Source organism: Kastovskya adunca, assembly GCF_059505785.1.
The window spans coordinates 51,038-66,457 of the sequence record NZ_JCACLG010000059.1; the positions used below are offsets into that span (position 1 = coordinate 51,038).

Annotated in this window: 14 protein-coding genes; 4 read left to right on the plus strand and 10 right to left on the minus strand. The window is 46.4% G+C overall.

Features of this window, described 5'->3' with window-relative positions:
- The first annotated feature begins 17 nt into the window (after positions 1 to 17).
- Both AC5JR3_RS22485 and AC5JR3_RS22490 read left to right on the plus strand, forming a co-directional pair.
- Positions 18 to 551 (plus strand): hypothetical protein, encoded by a 534-nt coding sequence (locus tag AC5JR3_RS22485; RefSeq protein WP_495848785.1) that lies wholly within the window; start codon positions 18 to 20, stop codon positions 549 to 551.
- 111 nt (positions 552 to 662) lie between these two features.
- Positions 663 to 1,550, plus strand: coding sequence for a hypothetical protein (locus AC5JR3_RS22490; protein WP_495848786.1), 888 nt, complete (start codon positions 663 to 665; stop codon positions 1,548 to 1,550).
- Positions 1,551 to 1,654: 104 nt separating this feature from the next.
- Here AC5JR3_RS22490 and AC5JR3_RS22495 read toward each other — a convergent pair whose 3' ends face one another.
- Both AC5JR3_RS22495 and AC5JR3_RS22500 read right to left on the minus strand, forming a co-directional pair.
- Entirely contained in the window at positions 1,655 to 2,089 is a 435-nt protein-coding gene (locus AC5JR3_RS22495) for an ATP-binding protein (RefSeq protein WP_495848787.1), read from the minus strand.
- A 345-nt stretch (positions 2,090 to 2,434) separates the two neighbouring features.
- Positions 2,435 to 3,433 carry an anti-sigma factor antagonist gene (locus AC5JR3_RS22500; RefSeq protein ID WP_495848788.1) on the minus strand — a complete coding sequence of 333 codons (999 nt, stop codon included), beginning with the start codon at positions 3,431 to 3,433 and terminating at the stop codon, positions 2,435 to 2,437.
- A 104-nt stretch (positions 3,434 to 3,537) separates the two neighbouring features.
- Here AC5JR3_RS22500 and AC5JR3_RS22505 point away from each other — a divergent pair, with 104 nt between their 5' ends.
- Positions 3,538 to 4,332, plus strand: coding sequence for a 7-carboxy-7-deazaguanine synthase QueE (locus tag AC5JR3_RS22505; RefSeq protein ID WP_495848789.1), 795 nt, complete (start codon positions 3,538 to 3,540; stop codon positions 4,330 to 4,332).
- 102 nt (positions 4,333 to 4,434) lie between these two features.
- Here the strand turns inward: AC5JR3_RS22505 and AC5JR3_RS22510 are convergent, their stop codons facing one another.
- Positions 4,435 to 5,094 carry a DUF3318 domain-containing protein gene (locus AC5JR3_RS22510; protein WP_495848790.1) on the minus strand — a complete coding sequence of 220 codons (660 nt, stop codon included), beginning with the start codon at positions 5,092 to 5,094 and terminating at the stop codon, positions 4,435 to 4,437.
- Positions 5,095 to 5,229: 135 nt separating this feature from the next.
- Entirely contained in the window at positions 5,230 to 5,697 is a 468-nt protein-coding gene (locus AC5JR3_RS22515) for a hypothetical protein (RefSeq protein WP_495848791.1), read from the minus strand.
- A 450-nt stretch (positions 5,698 to 6,147) separates the two neighbouring features.
- Here AC5JR3_RS22515 and galE point away from each other — a divergent pair, with 450 nt between their 5' ends.
- Positions 6,148 to 7,146: a UDP-glucose 4-epimerase GalE gene (gene galE / locus AC5JR3_RS22520; RefSeq protein WP_495848792.1), complete on the plus strand. Its 999-nt coding sequence runs from the start codon at positions 6,148 to 6,150 to the stop codon at positions 7,144 to 7,146.
- Positions 7,147 to 7,182: 36 nt separating this feature from the next.
- Here the strand turns inward: galE and AC5JR3_RS22525 are convergent, their stop codons facing one another.
- From AC5JR3_RS22525 to AC5JR3_RS22550, 6 genes are all read right to left on the minus strand, one after another.
- Positions 7,183 to 9,453: a WD40/YVTN/BNR-like repeat-containing protein gene (locus AC5JR3_RS22525; RefSeq protein WP_495848793.1), complete on the minus strand. Its 2,271-nt coding sequence runs from the start codon at positions 9,451 to 9,453 to the stop codon at positions 7,183 to 7,185.
- 106 nt (positions 9,454 to 9,559) lie between these two features.
- Positions 9,560 to 10,582 carry a glycosyltransferase family 2 protein gene (locus AC5JR3_RS22530; RefSeq protein ID WP_495848794.1) on the minus strand — a complete coding sequence of 341 codons (1,023 nt, stop codon included), beginning with the start codon at positions 10,580 to 10,582 and terminating at the stop codon, positions 9,560 to 9,562.
- 36 nt (positions 10,583 to 10,618) lie between these two features.
- Positions 10,619 to 11,650, minus strand: a complete 1,032-nt coding sequence (locus AC5JR3_RS22535) for a glycosyltransferase family 2 protein (protein ID WP_495848795.1) — start codon at positions 11,648 to 11,650, stop codon at positions 10,619 to 10,621.
- Between the two features lie 24 nt (positions 11,651 to 11,674).
- Positions 11,675 to 12,955, minus strand: coding sequence for a lipopolysaccharide biosynthesis protein (locus tag AC5JR3_RS22540; RefSeq protein ID WP_495848796.1), 1,281 nt, complete (start codon positions 12,953 to 12,955; stop codon positions 11,675 to 11,677).
- Between the two features lie 143 nt (positions 12,956 to 13,098).
- Positions 13,099 to 14,070: a glycosyltransferase family 2 protein gene (locus AC5JR3_RS22545; RefSeq protein ID WP_495848797.1), complete on the minus strand. Its 972-nt coding sequence runs from the start codon at positions 14,068 to 14,070 to the stop codon at positions 13,099 to 13,101.
- Between the two features lie 35 nt (positions 14,071 to 14,105).
- Entirely contained in the window at positions 14,106 to 15,401 is a 1,296-nt protein-coding gene (locus AC5JR3_RS22550; protein WP_495848798.1) for an O-antigen ligase family protein, read from the minus strand.
- Positions 15,402 to 15,420: the final 19 nt, after the last annotated feature.

Sequence of the window (15,420 nt, forward strand, 5' to 3'; positions counted from 1 at the left end):
TTGGTACAAGATATTCAATGATTGTGAAATCGAAAATGATCATCACGCGCCGTTTTCAGAAAGCCTTGGCTCCCCTACTCCTGAGCCTGTTGTTGTTTGTGACTGGCTGTGGGACGGAACCTCCGTCTCGTTTTGAGCAGGCACAACAGGAAAGCAGCCAGCAAAAAAGTGGTCAAGCTGTTGCCAAGGATGCTGTACAAGGCAGCAACTTTAATCAATTTTTCCCTAAAGGTAGTAACGGTTACAAGGGCATTTATACGCAAGAAAAGAAAGGTTTTGTCGAAGCAAAGTTACAACGAGAGGGGAAAGATGTAGCAATGCTGTCGATTTCCGACACGATTAGTAACCCCACAGCGGCGCAAAAGTTCCAGCAAAGCCGCCTTCAAATTGCTGGCTATCCCGCTGTGGAGCAAGGGAATACCGCAACGGCGGTTCTTGTCGCCGATCGCTTTCAGGTGAAGATTCAATCGCGAGACCCGGCGTTTACAGCTAGCGATCGCCAAGCATGGTTACAACAATTTGACTTGAATGGTCTAGCACAGTTGCAGTAAGGGGTTGACTGGCTTAGGGTTCATGCCTGATGAGCGATCGCCAGTCACTTATGCCGGACAGTATTGATCGGTGACTTGGTAAAAAACATTAGATTCAAGGAGCAAGCTCTGGTGAGCAAAGCGATTTTTCAACTAGTTGACGAACTGCCAACTAATAACCTGACGATTATTACCTTGCGATCGCTAGACTGGGTCATTCCCGGTCAATGGCAAAACCTAGTTGGTTTTGAAAATATGATTCGCACGATTACGGGGGAAACCGACGAAGCGCTCATTCAGCAAATTGGCGATCGCGCCGTTTATCTCTTCAACGACCGCTCCCAAGGCTACCAGCGGGCTTTGTGGCTCTACCAAGCCGTTGATAATACTGATGTGGCGCTGGCGACTGCGGCTTTGGCGAACAAGGTGGGGGAGAGAATCCCCTTGATGGGCTTCTTAAACCGAGTTACACCAAAAGCCGACAAAGCTCAGAGCATTGACTTGTGCCTGAAATTAGTTGTGGAGTTAGTGGCGTTCTGCCAAATCAATGGCATCCCCGGTGACAGCATTGGCGATTTTGTTGCCTCTCTCGCTGACTACAGTGGCGAGTCCCTGATGCGGATGACAGCCTTGGTTTGTATTGATGGCTTGATTCCCCTGGGCCCTGACTTTATTATGCAAGCCCAAACCGCTCTCTCTCGGCTAAATCCTTCCGATTTGCAAGGCAATCAGACCTTTAGTCGGGTCAATGAGGTAATTCCTGGTAGCACTACAGCGGGGAAACTTGACTTCATCGGTCACAGTTTCGACTCAGTTAAGGGATGGATGAGTAACTTTGTTGGCTCTCACAATCTGACGCCGGAAAAAGTATCCAGTAACCTGCAACGGTTTGTGGAGATTTCCGATGACAAGCTGGACTATCTCGGTGCCTTCCTCGATATGTCTACCAACTACTACGAACATACGGGCACGCAAACCTTGGCGCGTCGTTTAATTGAACGGGCAGTGGCTGAAATTTAAGCCTCATTTTCTAGAAATGGGTGGGTTTTGTGTGGTGAATTTGCGGGTCTACTCGCCAATTTATTCCGCTCAACCCGCCCTGACAACAGCGATCGCCAACTGAACTAAATTTTTTTCCGCATCATTAGACAGTTGCGATTGCCTGATACCCGCAGATAATCGAGTTGATCCGTTAGTTGCTGCATAAAAATTAGCCCTCGACCTCCTTCTTTTTCTAAGGGGTCTTGAGCCTCTTTATCTAGGGACTGAAGCTTGGCTAGCATATCGAAGGGTTTTCCGTAGTCCCAAATCCGCATCTCCAGGTAATTATGGAAAACTAGGACTTCCAGATCAATTGAAGTCGTCCAAAATCGCTCCTGGTGGGCATGACGAACGGCGTTGGTAAAACCTTCTGCTAAAGCGACTTGACATTGCCAAAACACGTCTTGAGTGATTAGGGGTGAAACCTTTTCCTCAAACCATTGCAAGACTTCTGTTAAAGCTTTTAAGTCTGTCTTTACCTGAAGATGGGATTGTTGAATGGGTTGTTCATCTTGCATGAACAAGGCATAGGTAAGGTTTTTCTAAGGTGTATCTGCATCCCAAGTCCGGCAGTCCTTGGACGGTGAGCGATTTGAAGCACATTAGTATTTGCACGGTAGGCATGTAGCACGTAGCGGGGCATTGTTGACGAGCCTCATAGCCCACTCCGGCACACTTAGCATAGCTGTTCTCTAGGGAGTAGGACACAAAGGAAAGAAAAAGTTGGGAGAGTTTTCGCGTTTTTTTATATATCAACAGCGAAGTTATAGACAGAGATGCATGGCGCGATCGCTACCGCACCCAGACGAGAATGAGAATCTTTTCCCTTAGCTCCAGCACCCTTAGTTTTATTGTCCGAGATACTAGACAGCGCCGCTGTTTTTGTTAAATAAAATCAATATAGTTTTGAGGATCAGCTTCAGGTCATAGATCAAGCTCCAGTTCTGTTGGTAACGTAAATCCAGCTTGATGACATCTTCAAAGTTTCGTACGGTTGAGCGTCCATTGACCTGCCATTCTCCGGTCATTCCTGGTTTCACGTCTAAACGCTGCCACTCCGGTACTTCGTAACGTTCCACTTCATCCGGTGTTGGGGGTCTAGTCCCCACCAAACTCATTTCACCTTTGATAACATTCCAAAATTGAGGAAGTTCATCAAGACTAGTGCGCCGCAAAAAGCGACCAACTTTGGTGATGCGAGGGTCGTCTGTATTTTTAAAAAACGCACCACTGGCTTGATTTTTTACTTGCGCTTTTAGGGCTTCCGCATCAATACACATTGAGCGAAATTTCCAAATCCGAAACTGCTTTCCCATCCAACCACAGCGGGTTTGAGCAAAGAAAATCGGGCCGGGGCTGTCAAGTTTAATCGCGATTATGATGGGAATAAACGCGATCGCTGTCAGCCCTAAACCAACGATCCCACCGACAACATCTATACTGCGCTTGACCCAAGAACGGATAGAAGGATGAGTCGCAGGCGGTTGAGAGTCAGAGCGCTCTCGCACTTTTGGCTGTACGGAGGGGTGCCAAGGCTCAATATTCAAGATGTTATCTAGCCCCGTCATCGATAAGACAGCCATCACGGGTGGATGAACATTCTGGAGTACTAGGGCGATGTCCTTTTCCTTGGCAATCTTCACATTGCTTACTAAAGCACCCACGCCACTGCTATCAATAAATTGCGTCTGGTTGAAATCAAGGACAATTTTGTTGGGTACATCATTGTCCTGACACAACCGCTGACAAGCCTGTTTAAACGCCACCGCCTCAAGCACGCTCAAGCGCTTGGGGAGTTCCATCATCGGAGTTCCATCACAAAACATAATTTTGAAATCTACCTCTGGGGTTGGGTCAACCATAAAGACCTTGCACTCAATTGTTACCAATTATCTTGACCAATAATTTTGTCTTACAACTTTAAACTTCACAAACAATTAGCATCAAAAAAAGAGCAATTGTTCCGATGACACTAAATATTGAACCAACAGCACGGCTAATTGAAGTCTTTTCTGCTATCCAAGGTGAAGGGCTTAATGTTGGCACTCGCCAGTTATTTATTCGCTTTGCCCTGTGTGATTTGCGCTGTCTTTTTTGTGATAGTGCCCACACTTGGGAGATTCCGTCAAGTTGTCAAATTGAGCAGACACCAGGATGCCGTGATTTTGAAACTCATCCTAACCCTGTAACACTGTCTAGGTTGTTGGAATGGGTTGACCGACAAAATCAACCCGGCTTGCATGACAGCATTAGCCTAACAGGTGGCGAACCGCTACTGCATGCCCCTTTCTTGGTAGATTTTCTTCCTCAATTGCGGCATCGCACCGGGCTAGCTATCTATCTGGAAACAGGGGGACATCGCCCACAACAGTTGGTGAAGGTTGCGCCTTATCTCGATACGGTAGGTATGGATATTAAATTGCCCAGTGTAAGTGGGGAAGAACATTGGCAGGCACATGGAGAATTCTTGCAGTGCTGCTACGATTCATCTTTAGGCGTATTTGTCAAGGTAATTATTTCTAACCGCACTAACTTTGCAGAACTGCAACAAGCGGCTGAGTTAGTCACGGCTGTGAGTCCAGAAATTCCGATGTTTTTGCAACCTGTAACGCCACTGGATACAGCCGCAACACCTACGCCATCGACCCAAGTGTTGCCGCCTACTCCTGAACAGGTACTTGCTTGGCAAACAGCACTGAAGTCCATCCTCAAGTCGGTGCGGGTTGTGCCGCAGACTCATAAATTAATCGGTCAGCTTTAGGATTGGGTTGAATGGCAAAAAGGTGTGGTGAGCTAGGCACTCACTACACCTGATCAATCCTTCTCCTGAAATGATTTTGGTGTGTTGGGTGGATTGGCGGCGTTATTCCCCAAGCATTGCACCGGAACCTTCCCGCTTGGATTTGACTCGCGCTTTGGCTTTGGAGGCACTGCGTTTGAGGGCTTGCAGTCTAGCTTCGTAGCGGCGACGCAGACGACGGCTGGGGGTTTGTTCGATTAAGGTTTTTAGGGCGCTACCCAAGCTTTTGTAGGCGTTGGGGAGAGAATATCCAAAGCGGGTAGCAAGAGCGATCGCTTTTTCATCGGCGTCAATCGATTCTTTCACATTGCGATCGCTGTTATTCTTCTGCCAGAGGCGATAGCCAGAAATACTACATAGTCCCAACGCCAACAGCAGTAACAAGCCATCTTGCACCCAAAGTTCACCCACAGCACCGCCTAACCCAATCGCCAGTGCTGCCATCTCCCAACCTTCTCTGGGGATGGTGTCATTTTGAATCCGGGCAACCTCGTGCCAAAATAGCAGGTTGCGCTGATCGAGCGCCAACTGCTCCCATTTCACCAAGTCTATTTGAATCTCAACCTCATCTCTGCCAATTTCTTCACAGCGAAGCAGAGGTGGATTCACTTCGGTTGTGCCTTCCACAATCACCCAGCTTTGTAGCTCTGGTGGTAATAAAGTCTTTAGCCGCCGCAGTTCGCTCATTTCGGCTCTGGCAGAGGTGGTTGCATAGGAGGTCATTGATCTGGCTCCAGAGGATTTCCAACAAATTTATACACTTTTCCCTGAAATTATTGTAAAACGTTGCTTCAAGAGTTGCTAATCATAGATGTTGGTAGCGAGAAAAATTACGGCGGCGGTTAGGGAGAGGAAGATTTATTGTTTTGTATAAGTCAGCGTCCAGTTACATCGTTTTCTGAATTGAGGTAAAAAGCCGAAAACGCTCCACCCCAATACCGTCCGAGTTCTAATATAGGTTTTGGTGAAATAATATCCTGGGTCAGCTTGCATGCCATCAGTCCATTGTTTCTCTGAGACGACTTTCCGGTAATAACTGCCCGACCCCTCAATCTCTACCACACTCATACGGTTTGGCTCGTATTCCTCTGGGATCATAAAAATCCCGTAAACGTGATGCTGTCCGCGCCAGGGTGAAGCCACCACCTTAACCGGATGAGTTTTGTAAGTATTAAGGTCTTTTGGCAGCAAATCCCCGGCATCACATGAATAGTTATCTCGCTGAGATAAGTAATTAACAAACGTAGAAACACCAGTTAAGGTGAATAGGGCGGCAAGTGGATAAATTAGCAGGCGCTTTTGCACACGATACTTCTGGACTACCATTGAAGACTTTATATCGATCTACTTACAGTTTGCTACAAGGGGATAGGGGCATTATCAGCAGCTACGGAGCCTAACTCTTGTTAGTTAGATGGCAACTCCCTTAATAGCAGACTAGATGTTGGTTTACTGAGTTCCGTAGTAAAGTCCTCTACCGTTGGTGTCAGTAGCTCCAAGACTGAACGGCTGCTTGCGGGCTTCCATGACTTGCGGTTCGTTACCAACGGGGCGAGAGCGATCGCTATCCCTGCGGCAACTTTTATCAGTACCCTACTTAAATAAATCTCAGCTCACCTGATCAATAAGTTCATCTCAGACAATCTTTTTACGAATTCTTCTTAAAGGCATTTGTCTTTAACTTGTCTAAAGACTAATAAGAAATTAACATTTACATCAAGTTAACATAAGCTCTCAACTGTTTTTTGCTATGGGATCAAATAAAAATTTGCGGTAATGGTAAAACCCACAGTTTTAGTAACGGGCGGTGCCGGATACATCGGTTCCCATGCCGTTCTCGCCCTGCGAGAAGCGGGCTATGAGGTGGTAATTCTCGACAATTTAGTCTACGGTCATCGAGCTTTAGTAGAGACGGTACTCAAGGTAGAACTGATTGAGGGAGATATTGGCAATCGGGAACTACTAGATCGGATCTTCCAAACCAGAGAATTTGCGACTGTTATGCACTTTGCTGCCTACGCCTATGTGGGTGAGTCAGTCGTGCAGCCAGACAAGTACTATCGCAATAATGTGGCAGGTACTTTGACACTGCTAGAAGCAATGCGCGATGCGGGAGTGATGAATTTTGTTTTTTCTTCGACTTGTGCCACCTACGGCGTACCCCAACACATTCCCATTGCCGAAAACCATCCACAGCAGCCCATTAACCCCTATGGCATGAGTAAGTTAATGGTGGAGCAAATCCTTGATGATTTCGATCGGGCCTATAATTTGCGTTCTGTCCGATGTCGCTACTTCAACGCGGCGGGTGCCGATCCTCAAGGACGTTTGGGAGAAGATCATCTCCCCGAAACTCACCTGATTCCTTTGGTGTTGATGACGGCCCTCGGCAAGCGGGAAAGCATTTCTGTTTATGGCACCGATTATGATACTCGGGACGGTACTTGTATTCGGGACTACATTCACGTCACCGACCTTGCCCAAGCTCATGTTCTCGGTCTTGAGTACTTGCTCAAAGGAGGCGGCACGGAGGTGTTTAATTTGGGCAATAGCAAGGGATTTTCCGTGCAAGAGGTAATCGAAGCCGCCCGCACGGTCACGGGTCACCCAATTCCCGTTACTCTCGCCGAACGTCGTCCAGGAGACCCTCCTGCACTGGTTGGCAGTGCTGAGAAGGCACAGCGTCTTTTAGGTTGGCAACCGCAGTATGGGGAGTTAGGAACCATTCTGGAACACGCTTGGAAGTGGCATCAGCAGAGACATCGGAGTGTTTGACTGCCATAATTTGCCAAACTGAAGGATAGGGAGATGTTACTGGGTTCCGTAGTAAATTCCTCTGCCGTTGGTGCCAACAAATACAAGCCCGAACTGCTGTTTGCTGGCTTCCATGACGTTCGGTTCGTTACCAATCGGTCGGGAGCGATCGCCAATACTTTCCCACGTCTTTCCTTCATCAAGAGAACGGAAAATTCCTTCCCCCATCTCGGCAATTTCTCCGTACAAATACAAAGCTGGTGTTTTACTTCCTGGCTTTGGTTTTCCAAACGCGAACAAATGCGATCGCTTGATTTTCTCCAGTTTGGTAAATGTATTACCCCCATCGATTGAGCGGTACAGTCCTTTCTTATCAAGACTGACCCAAACTTCGTTTTTGCTCTGGGGTGGCGTTTTAAGAAAGTGCCAGTAGTCGCTGGGGAGAGATTCACTAACCGAGGCAAACGTTGCGCCGCCATCCGTACTTCGGTAAAGCTTACCTTTGTCGTAGTAGTAAAATGTTCTCCCCTCTCCGGTATCCGCTGCTAGGGGTTGCGACCAATTCCAGGCTCCCTCCATCCCGCTTGGTAAACCCGAAGCCGTTTTCCAGGAGGCACCTCCATCCGTCGTGTATAGCGGCTGACCGCCACTGGTTATCACCAAAATTGACTGGGGATTCGTTGCCGACATTGCCACCCGTAACGGCATTGTCTGCTTGGGAAACGAAGAAAAGGCTTTCCAGGTTGAGCCGCCGTCTGTAGAAGTTGCCCCAGTGTAGGTGTTATTCCAGCGATTTCCGCCTACCCGCACCAGTTTTAACGGGTCAGTTTCGCTATAAGCAATGCTGTAGGTATCTTGGAAAGCTGGTCCTTTCCTGCCAATGCTGTAGGAGGGATAGGTATCCAAGCCGTTGTTGTGGTTAAATCCATCCACGTCGGCGACACCGCTCAATAAGATTGCTCCCTGCGGTGGTGCGACCAGGGTAAAGGGAACAACTTCTTCATGACCGTTTTGATAGTTAGTCCAGATTGAGGGCTGTTGGTTGATATTGTCAGTTCGCCAGATTCCGTACCAATCGGTCAACCAAACTCGGTTGGGGACTTTGGGGTCAAAGGCGATCGCTGAGGTGGCAGGATTAGAGAGCATGTACTTCGACCACCAAGGAACTGTGTTATTGACGGAACGTTTGATTTCTCTCCAGGTACGACCGCCATCTAAGGAACGGTAAAGATTGGTGTTTTCAGACTTCTCCCGCGTCGCAATCAGCACCTCCTGCGGATTAGTCGCATTAAGACTTAATCCGTTAAATTCCGCTTGAGAACCGGGGGGAGTGAGGTCTTGCCAAACTCCCTGAGTATACTTACTCACTCGCGGATGGGTTTCACTTGTAACGTAGAGGGTTCCATCCACCGCCACAGCCAGACGGGTTGCGGTTTGGGGGCTATCGGGGATTTTGCGCCAGGTTTTCCCGCTGTCAGTTGACTGGTAGATGCCGTCTCCGTAAGCATTGATGTAAATTTCGCCCTTTTGCTTGTCGTTAAAGGCGATCGCGGTAATGCCGATATCCTCTTGCGGTTTTCCCGGAAAATCCTTAACCGATGACCAGGTTTTTCCCGCGTCTGAGGATTTCCACAGCCCATCTCGTCGCGAGCCAAAAAAGAGCAGTTGAGAATCAAAGGGACTGACGACGAGTCGTTCTCCCAACCAGCGTTTATCCTGATTGCCCCCCATGTGTAAATCCAGGTTCAGCTTTGTCCAGGTTTGTCCCTTGTTGGTAGATTTAAAAATCGTCCCCGGTTCTGCCCAGAGGTATTTGCCTGCTGCGATATACACAATATTGGGGTCGTTCGGATCTAGGGCTAGTGCTTCGCCGCCGTAGTAGTTACTTTTAGCTAAAGGGAAATGATCGGTGAGCGCGATCCAGCGTTGTTCTTTGGCGTCCCAGCGATAAAAGCCACCGATATCAGTGCGGATGTAGATTAGATCTTGCTGTCGCGGATGGAGATAGATACCAGTCACATACCCGCCTCCCCCCAAGGCGACATTGAGCGCTCCGAGACGAGCATCAGAGCGATAACGTTGAGCGTTTGTTACCTCAGCCTTTCCTGAGGCAAAATTGCTGAGGTTGCTCGTCAGTTGCATCGGTTGCAAGGCGATCGCGGTAAATAAGATCAGTATGACAAAACGCACGCCTTGGCTTAACCAACGGCGTCGGGAATTCCTGATACACCCAATGGTATGAGAGACAACTTGGGCAACATAAAGCCCAATCGCAAAGATGAAAAGGCTGGGGAGCAATTGTTTGGCGATCGCAAGCCAGTTAACCATAATTACGCACTACTACTAAAACCTCAAGCAATTTGCGTTTTGTAACGGGAGCAGGTCAAAAATGTCGGACTCTGCTTTGAAGGGGGCGATCGCGCTTGAGCCTAACTCATACCGATTGCTGAGATTGTTGTTGAATTTGGCGCTTTTGGTTAGCCCCGGTAACTTTGAGCGCTAAAGCTTCTATCTGACAGTACAAAGATTGAGGCAACAACCAGAGGGTATAGACAGCCGAAAAGGTTAATAAAGTGCGACGGGGTTCCTCTAGCACAATTTGCCAGTAGTTCATTAGGGCGCGATGGAGCAGTTCTGCTGCCTTCGCCCCATCTCTTAAAGTCACTGCCCGCCGAGACAAAAATCGCAAGGCATAGGCGCGAGCTGGTTTCTCACATTGAGCCGCAATTTCCGGCGCATAAGCGCGAGTCTTCTCCACTACATTATCCACCGCACTCAAATGCTTTTGGAGATTGGCTGAATGTCCTTTTGAATGAATGCGATATAGGGTGAGGGCTTCCGGCAATCCTTCTAAGAGCCAGTCCGTCTGAATGGCAATCCGCAGCCAACATTCCACATCTTCCATATTGTGCAGCTCCCGATCGAAAAAGGAGTCTGCTGACGCCCCCGCTTGTCGGTAGTGGATCGCTTCAAATACTTCACGGCGAATCACCGGAGTCGAGCCATTGCCTACCGGATTGCGGCGGAAGATATAGGCAGGAGTAATTTTCTCAGTCTTGGCAGTCTGATAAATTCCTAACGCCACTCCCGATGCATCAATAAAGGCTGAATAACTATAACTTACTCCTACCTGGGGTGAAGTTTCTAAATGCTGAACGTGTTTTTCCAACTTTTCTGGTACCCAAAGATCGTCGCCATCTATGAACGCCAAATACTGTCCTTGGGCATAAGCGATTCCTGTATTTCTAGCCGTCGATACACCTTGATTTTCTTGGCGAATAATTTTGATCCGAGGATCGGCAAACTGCTGGCAAATTTCTACACTTCGATCGGGAGAACCATCGTCAACGATCAAGAGTTCAAAGTCTTCATAAGTCTGATCGAGAACAGATTGAACCGTGGCAGCAATGTATTGTTCGACTTTATAGACGGGAATAATGACTGAAACTTTCGGCATGAATTTCTTACGAGTTAAAAAATAATCTTGGTCAGATCAAACCATTTGCTTAGACTGCTCTTGTAAGATGCGCTGTCTTTGCAGTTTCCCTGCTAGTTTGGCTGTCAACCCTTCAAGCTGGGCGTACAAAGGCTGCGGTAAGAATCCCAGCATGTAAGCCGCCGCTAAAGTCAAGAGAGTGCGGCGTGGTTCTTCTACAGCAATACGCCAGTAGGTTAACAAGGAGCGATTAATCAAGGTTACCGCTTCGGCACCGGCTTGCAGGCGCAGGGCGCTTCTGGCGAGGTAGCGCAACTGGTAAGCCCTAGACTGGCTTTCCATTTGAGCAACCAATTCGGGGGCGTAGGAGCGAGTTTTTTGCAGAACCTGCTCCCAAGAGTCAAGCTGCTTGAATAAATTGGCGGATAATCCCCCTGAGTTGACGCGATACAACGTTAAGACATCAGGGATGCCTTCAATTTTCCAGTCGGTTTGAATGGCAATGCGTAACCAACACTCAATGTCTTCTGAGCGACGAAAGCGATCGTCGAAGTAAAAATCTTCTACAGTTCCATAGAAATTTTCTTGAAACTGAATCGCTTCTAGAACTGCTCGCCGAATTACAGGCGTTGAACCATTGCCAATCGGACTGCCCAAAAACAAGTCCGTTGCAGTGATTCCTGTTAACTTGGGCATGATATAGGTTCCCAAAGATTCGCCATATTCATCAATAAAGCCTGAGCGACTAAAGCTCACTCCTACTTCTGGCGATCGCTCAAGATGCTCAACGTGCTTTTCTAACTTTTCCGGTAGCCAGAGATCGTCGCCATCCAGGAACGCTAAATATTCGCCTGTGGCATGGCGAATACCTGTATTCCTTGCGCCTGCCAAGCCACGATTTTTTTGGCTAATAATTTTAATTCGAGGATCGGCAAATTGACGGCAAATCTCTACACTTCGGTCAGGAGATTCATCGTCAACGATCAACAACTCAAAATTTTGATAAGTCTGGTTTAAAATTGACTGCACGGTTGCAGCAATAAATTTCTCAACCCCGTAAGCTGGAACGATAACTGAAACAGTTTTCATAGTTTGATTCAAATTTAGTAACTTTTACTTGGCAGCTAAGACTCTCATTTTGCCGAACACATAATTAGTCGCCCACATGGTAAACAAAGGCATCGCTATTAGGTGAATCAGCAACACAGACATCGCTACTCCCCAAGCGCCCCAGTTAACTCCGATGAGAATTGCAGCAATAAAGACAGTGGTAAAGATGGCATTCCAACGCAAGTCTAGATCGGGTCTGCCAAAAGCAATTAATAACTGGGAGGCGGCTTCAGAAAAGGGGCGAGGAATTGCTGAGAGGCAAATCAACACCAGGATAGGAACAGCTTCTACCCACTTCTGACCAAAAACAATCGGAACATAGAAGGGAGCAAGGCTCGATTGCAGGAGGACAAAAGGAACGATTACTATCGCGATGGTTTTTAAACTGCTCAGGTAATAATGCTTAAACTTAGAGAAATCTGTTTTAACCGCTGACAAGTGAGGCAAAAGAGCGTTTTGAATAGCTTTGATAATACTTAAACTAATTCCCAACCCGGCATTGAAAGCAAAGAAGTAAATTCCTAGTTCTTTAATACTGACAAAACGACCAACGATTAAGTAATCTAAATAGTTTCTTGAAGTACTTAAAAGTTGAACTCCTAAAAGGTGTTTGCCGAAGCCCAAAATCTCCCCCCAACGTTTGGTTGTAAACTTTTTCTTGGGACGCCAAGGGTGGTTAATGTAGTAAATTAACACCCAAATTGGTGCCGATATGACGATGGGTAGAACAATTGCCCACATCCCGAATCCCAAAAAGGCGAGCAAGGCACTGAAGAGACTACTAAAAGATAGTTGAATGGTGTTATTAAGGGCAACAACTTTAAAGCGGTTTTGTCTTTGGATTAAAGCATAGTTAATGGCGGAAATTGGCACAATCAGTAAGGGAGTTGCCGCAATGCAAATTGGAAAAATCAACTGGTTATTCCCATAAAAGAAAGCAATGGGAACTGAAGCAAGACACTGCACAACAAACAACCCAGCAAATACTGCCCAGTTCAACCAATAGGCAGATATACACAATTCCTCTAAGTCTTTTTCATCCGACTGAATTAGTTTGGCACCCACCCCAATTCGAGTAAAGGCCAGGGTAAATTCGTAAACGGTTAGGACAATTGCGGCTAATCCATAGTCTGTTTCAGTTAAGAAGCGTGCCAAAATGACTGTTCTTAAGAGGCTAATGACTCTAGTTACGGCTTCTGAGCCAGTGAGCCAGCCTAAGTTCCGAACAAAACGATCTGCTAGTTTGTGCTTAATTCGATCGATTGTTCGCTGTAGTAAGCTCATGCTGTCTCCAAAATTAGGATGAAGTTAGAGTTAAGAAACTGAAGGAAAGCAGTGCTACTTGAGGTTGAGATTCGCTATGGCGCGATCGCCAAGTTCTAAAGGCTGCTGAAACCTGCGGAAGAAAGAGTGAGTCTTAATCTCTCTTAAGCCTTTAATCTCGGGTCATTGCTAGCCTTCATTTTGCCAAAGCGTTGCATAAAACCTTGTGCCGTCTTTTGCGGTAAGAAGCGCAGAATTAGCCACTTGATTAAAAGGCGCTGCGTATTTCGCTTCGTTAATACGGAAGGAGACAAACTAACTGCTTTTTTTAAAAATTTCCATCCTTGATTAATTTTTTCAGCATCTGGCGCGTGAGTAATACACAAACGAGCTAAATATTGATAAGTATTCGCCAGGCTTCTCTTTTTAAGATGCTGAAGTTCTGGAGGTGCTGCCTCAAAGGCTCGGTTAATGACGAGCAAACTGTAATGTTCCATGACATCAACTTTAGAGGCCATTGATGTCGCAGACTGGCGATAAAGAATTTGATAGTGAGGAACTAAGACAAAAGACCACTTAGCCGCTAATCTCAGCCAGTATTCCCAATCCTCAATCGATCTTAAAGAGGCATCAAATTTTCCTACCGATTCAATCGCTTGCCGACGTAGCATGACATTTGAACCTGAGTTAATGAAGTTGCCCATTAAGAGTTGAGGATAGACATTCCCTTCAAAATAGACAGGCTGGTCTTTACTGAAGGTTTTCCCTTCGCTATCCATAAAGCTTGTCCAACTGTAAGCGACTCCCGCTTCCGGGTTTTTCTGCAAAGCAGCCAGTTGGAGTTCTATCTTATCTGCTGTCCATACATCGTCAGCATCAATGAAGGTAATAAATTCTCCAGTTGAGCGTGCAATGCCTCGATTCCGAGCCTCTGGTAAGCCAGCATTTTCATAAGAAAATACTTTAATGCGAGGATCGTTAATACAATTAACGAGCTTTAAAGTGCCATCTTTTGAGCCATCATTAATGATGATTAATTCAAATTCTGAAAAGGTTTGTTGTTGAATCGAGCGAATAGTTTCTAAAATCGTTTTTTCAACGTTATAAGCAGGTACGACAACAGAGACAACTGGCATACACCCTCATTTCCTCACAAATAATGCTTCGATAGTTATGAATAAACCCTAGTCTCTTGACAGGCTTCACTGCTCGTCAGCGAGATTTTTTCTTTAAACGCTATGCCCATCATCATTAGACCAGGCCAGTACAGATAGGCAAGTGCTTCGATATTTTCGCCAATTGAATAGAATATTAAAACTAGGAGCATGGTTAAACCCACTTGAGCGGTCGCGTTTTTCTGGGCTTTGATTAGCAAATCTACAAAGCTTAAAGTCATAGCCGTAGCCAAGGCAATAAAACCGACGATGCCCTGAGTAAACAACACACCAAACCAGGTGTGGTGAGAACCAATAGGTTTATAGGCAACTAGATATGGTCCTTTCTCATCTAGGAAACCATGTCCCCAGATAGGAGCCTCAGTCTGCCAACGATAGAAAGCCATGCGATTGAGGATTTCTCTTACTCGTGAAGAACTAGCACGCTGACCTTCTAAATTGTCTTTAAAATCCTTTAAGGTTGTTATGAGCTGAGAGCCAAATAATCCAGCAAAGAGGCTACCAACTCCGGCAGTAATTTGCATGACAGGTTTAGTAGCATTAATCAACCCAAAAGTAATAATGGGTATACAAACGAGACTGATTAAACCTAAGCGTGAAGCTGATCCCCAAACCATAATGGCTGAACTAATCATGCCAATCCATCGCCATTTCTTATTCGGGTCTTGCCAAGCGAGAAAGAAATAAATATTTCCTATTAAGCCTAAAGCAGGAGCCCACGGTGCAAACAAAAAAAGGCGGGTTGCACTCGATCCTGGTTCCGTACCGTACAAGAACACCGTGTAGGCAGCTTTCCCCACCGCTCCCACCTTATAAAGGGGAGATACATACAAAGCATCAGGAAGACCTATTTGTCCAGCAATGTAGGAAACGGGTATAAAAAATAAGCTTTGCAGGCAAAGTATGCAGACTGCTCTAGAAATCAACTGAGGTCGAATTTTCAAGCAACCCGCTAGGGGAAATAACGCCATTAATGCCCAGCTTTTACCAAAAATATTGATGGTTGATTTGATAATGCGCGTCAGTCCAAGATCGAAATCTAAGTGATTGGCAATGATTGTGACTTCCATCATCAACATGCAAATCACCCAGAGCCACACCCCAAAAGGAATAGTTATTCTTTCCTCAGGGGGTGTCTCATCAGTTTGTTCCCAGAGTTTTTTGCAGACATAGCCACCAAAAAACCAACCCATTAATGGCGCTACAAAATGCTGTGCTCCAAGGAGAAAAAGAACATAAGTACCAGTAATGTAGTACCAAACTATCTTTTCTTCCAGATTTTGAGGTTTCATTTATGCTTAAATATCTCAG

Excerpts from the sequence above, each read along its gene's own strand:
- AC5JR3_RS22515 (WP_495848791.1), bottom strand. The coding sequence starts at position 5,697 with ATGGTAGTCCAGAAGTATCGTGTGCAAAAGCGCCTGCTAATTTATCCA.
- AC5JR3_RS22535 (WP_495848795.1), bottom strand. The coding sequence starts at position 11,650 with ATGAAAACTGTTTCAGTTATCGTTCCAGCTTACGGGGTTGAGAAATTT.
- AC5JR3_RS22540 (WP_495848796.1), bottom strand. The coding sequence starts at position 12,955 with ATGAGCTTACTACAGCGAACAATCGATCGAATTAAGCACAAACTAGCA.
- AC5JR3_RS22495 (WP_495848787.1), bottom strand. The coding sequence starts at position 2,089 with ATGCAAGATGAACAACCCATTCAACAATCCCATCTTCAGGTAAAGACA.
- AC5JR3_RS22505 (WP_495848789.1), top strand. The coding sequence starts at position 3,538 with ATGACACTAAATATTGAACCAACAGCACGGCTAATTGAAGTCTTTTCT.
- AC5JR3_RS22500 (WP_495848788.1), bottom strand. The coding sequence starts at position 3,433 with ATGGTTGACCCAACCCCAGAGGTAGATTTCAAAATTATGTTTTGTGAT.
- AC5JR3_RS22530 (WP_495848794.1), bottom strand. The coding sequence starts at position 10,582 with ATGCCGAAAGTTTCAGTCATTATTCCCGTCTATAAAGTCGAACAATAC.
- AC5JR3_RS22550 (WP_495848798.1), bottom strand. The coding sequence starts at position 15,401 with ATGAAACCTCAAAATCTGGAAGAAAAGATAGTTTGGTACTACATTACT.
- galE (WP_495848792.1), top strand. The coding sequence starts at position 6,148 with ATGGTAAAACCCACAGTTTTAGTAACGGGCGGTGCCGGATACATCGGT.
- AC5JR3_RS22545 (WP_495848797.1), bottom strand. The coding sequence starts at position 14,070 with ATGCCAGTTGTCTCTGTTGTCGTACCTGCTTATAACGTTGAAAAAACG.
- AC5JR3_RS22525 (WP_495848793.1), bottom strand. The coding sequence starts at position 9,453 with ATGGTTAACTGGCTTGCGATCGCCAAACAATTGCTCCCCAGCCTTTTC.
- AC5JR3_RS22510 (WP_495848790.1), bottom strand. The coding sequence starts at position 5,094 with ATGACCTCCTATGCAACCACCTCTGCCAGAGCCGAAATGAGCGAACTG.
- AC5JR3_RS22485 (WP_495848785.1), top strand. The coding sequence starts at position 18 with ATGATTGTGAAATCGAAAATGATCATCACGCGCCGTTTTCAGAAAGCC.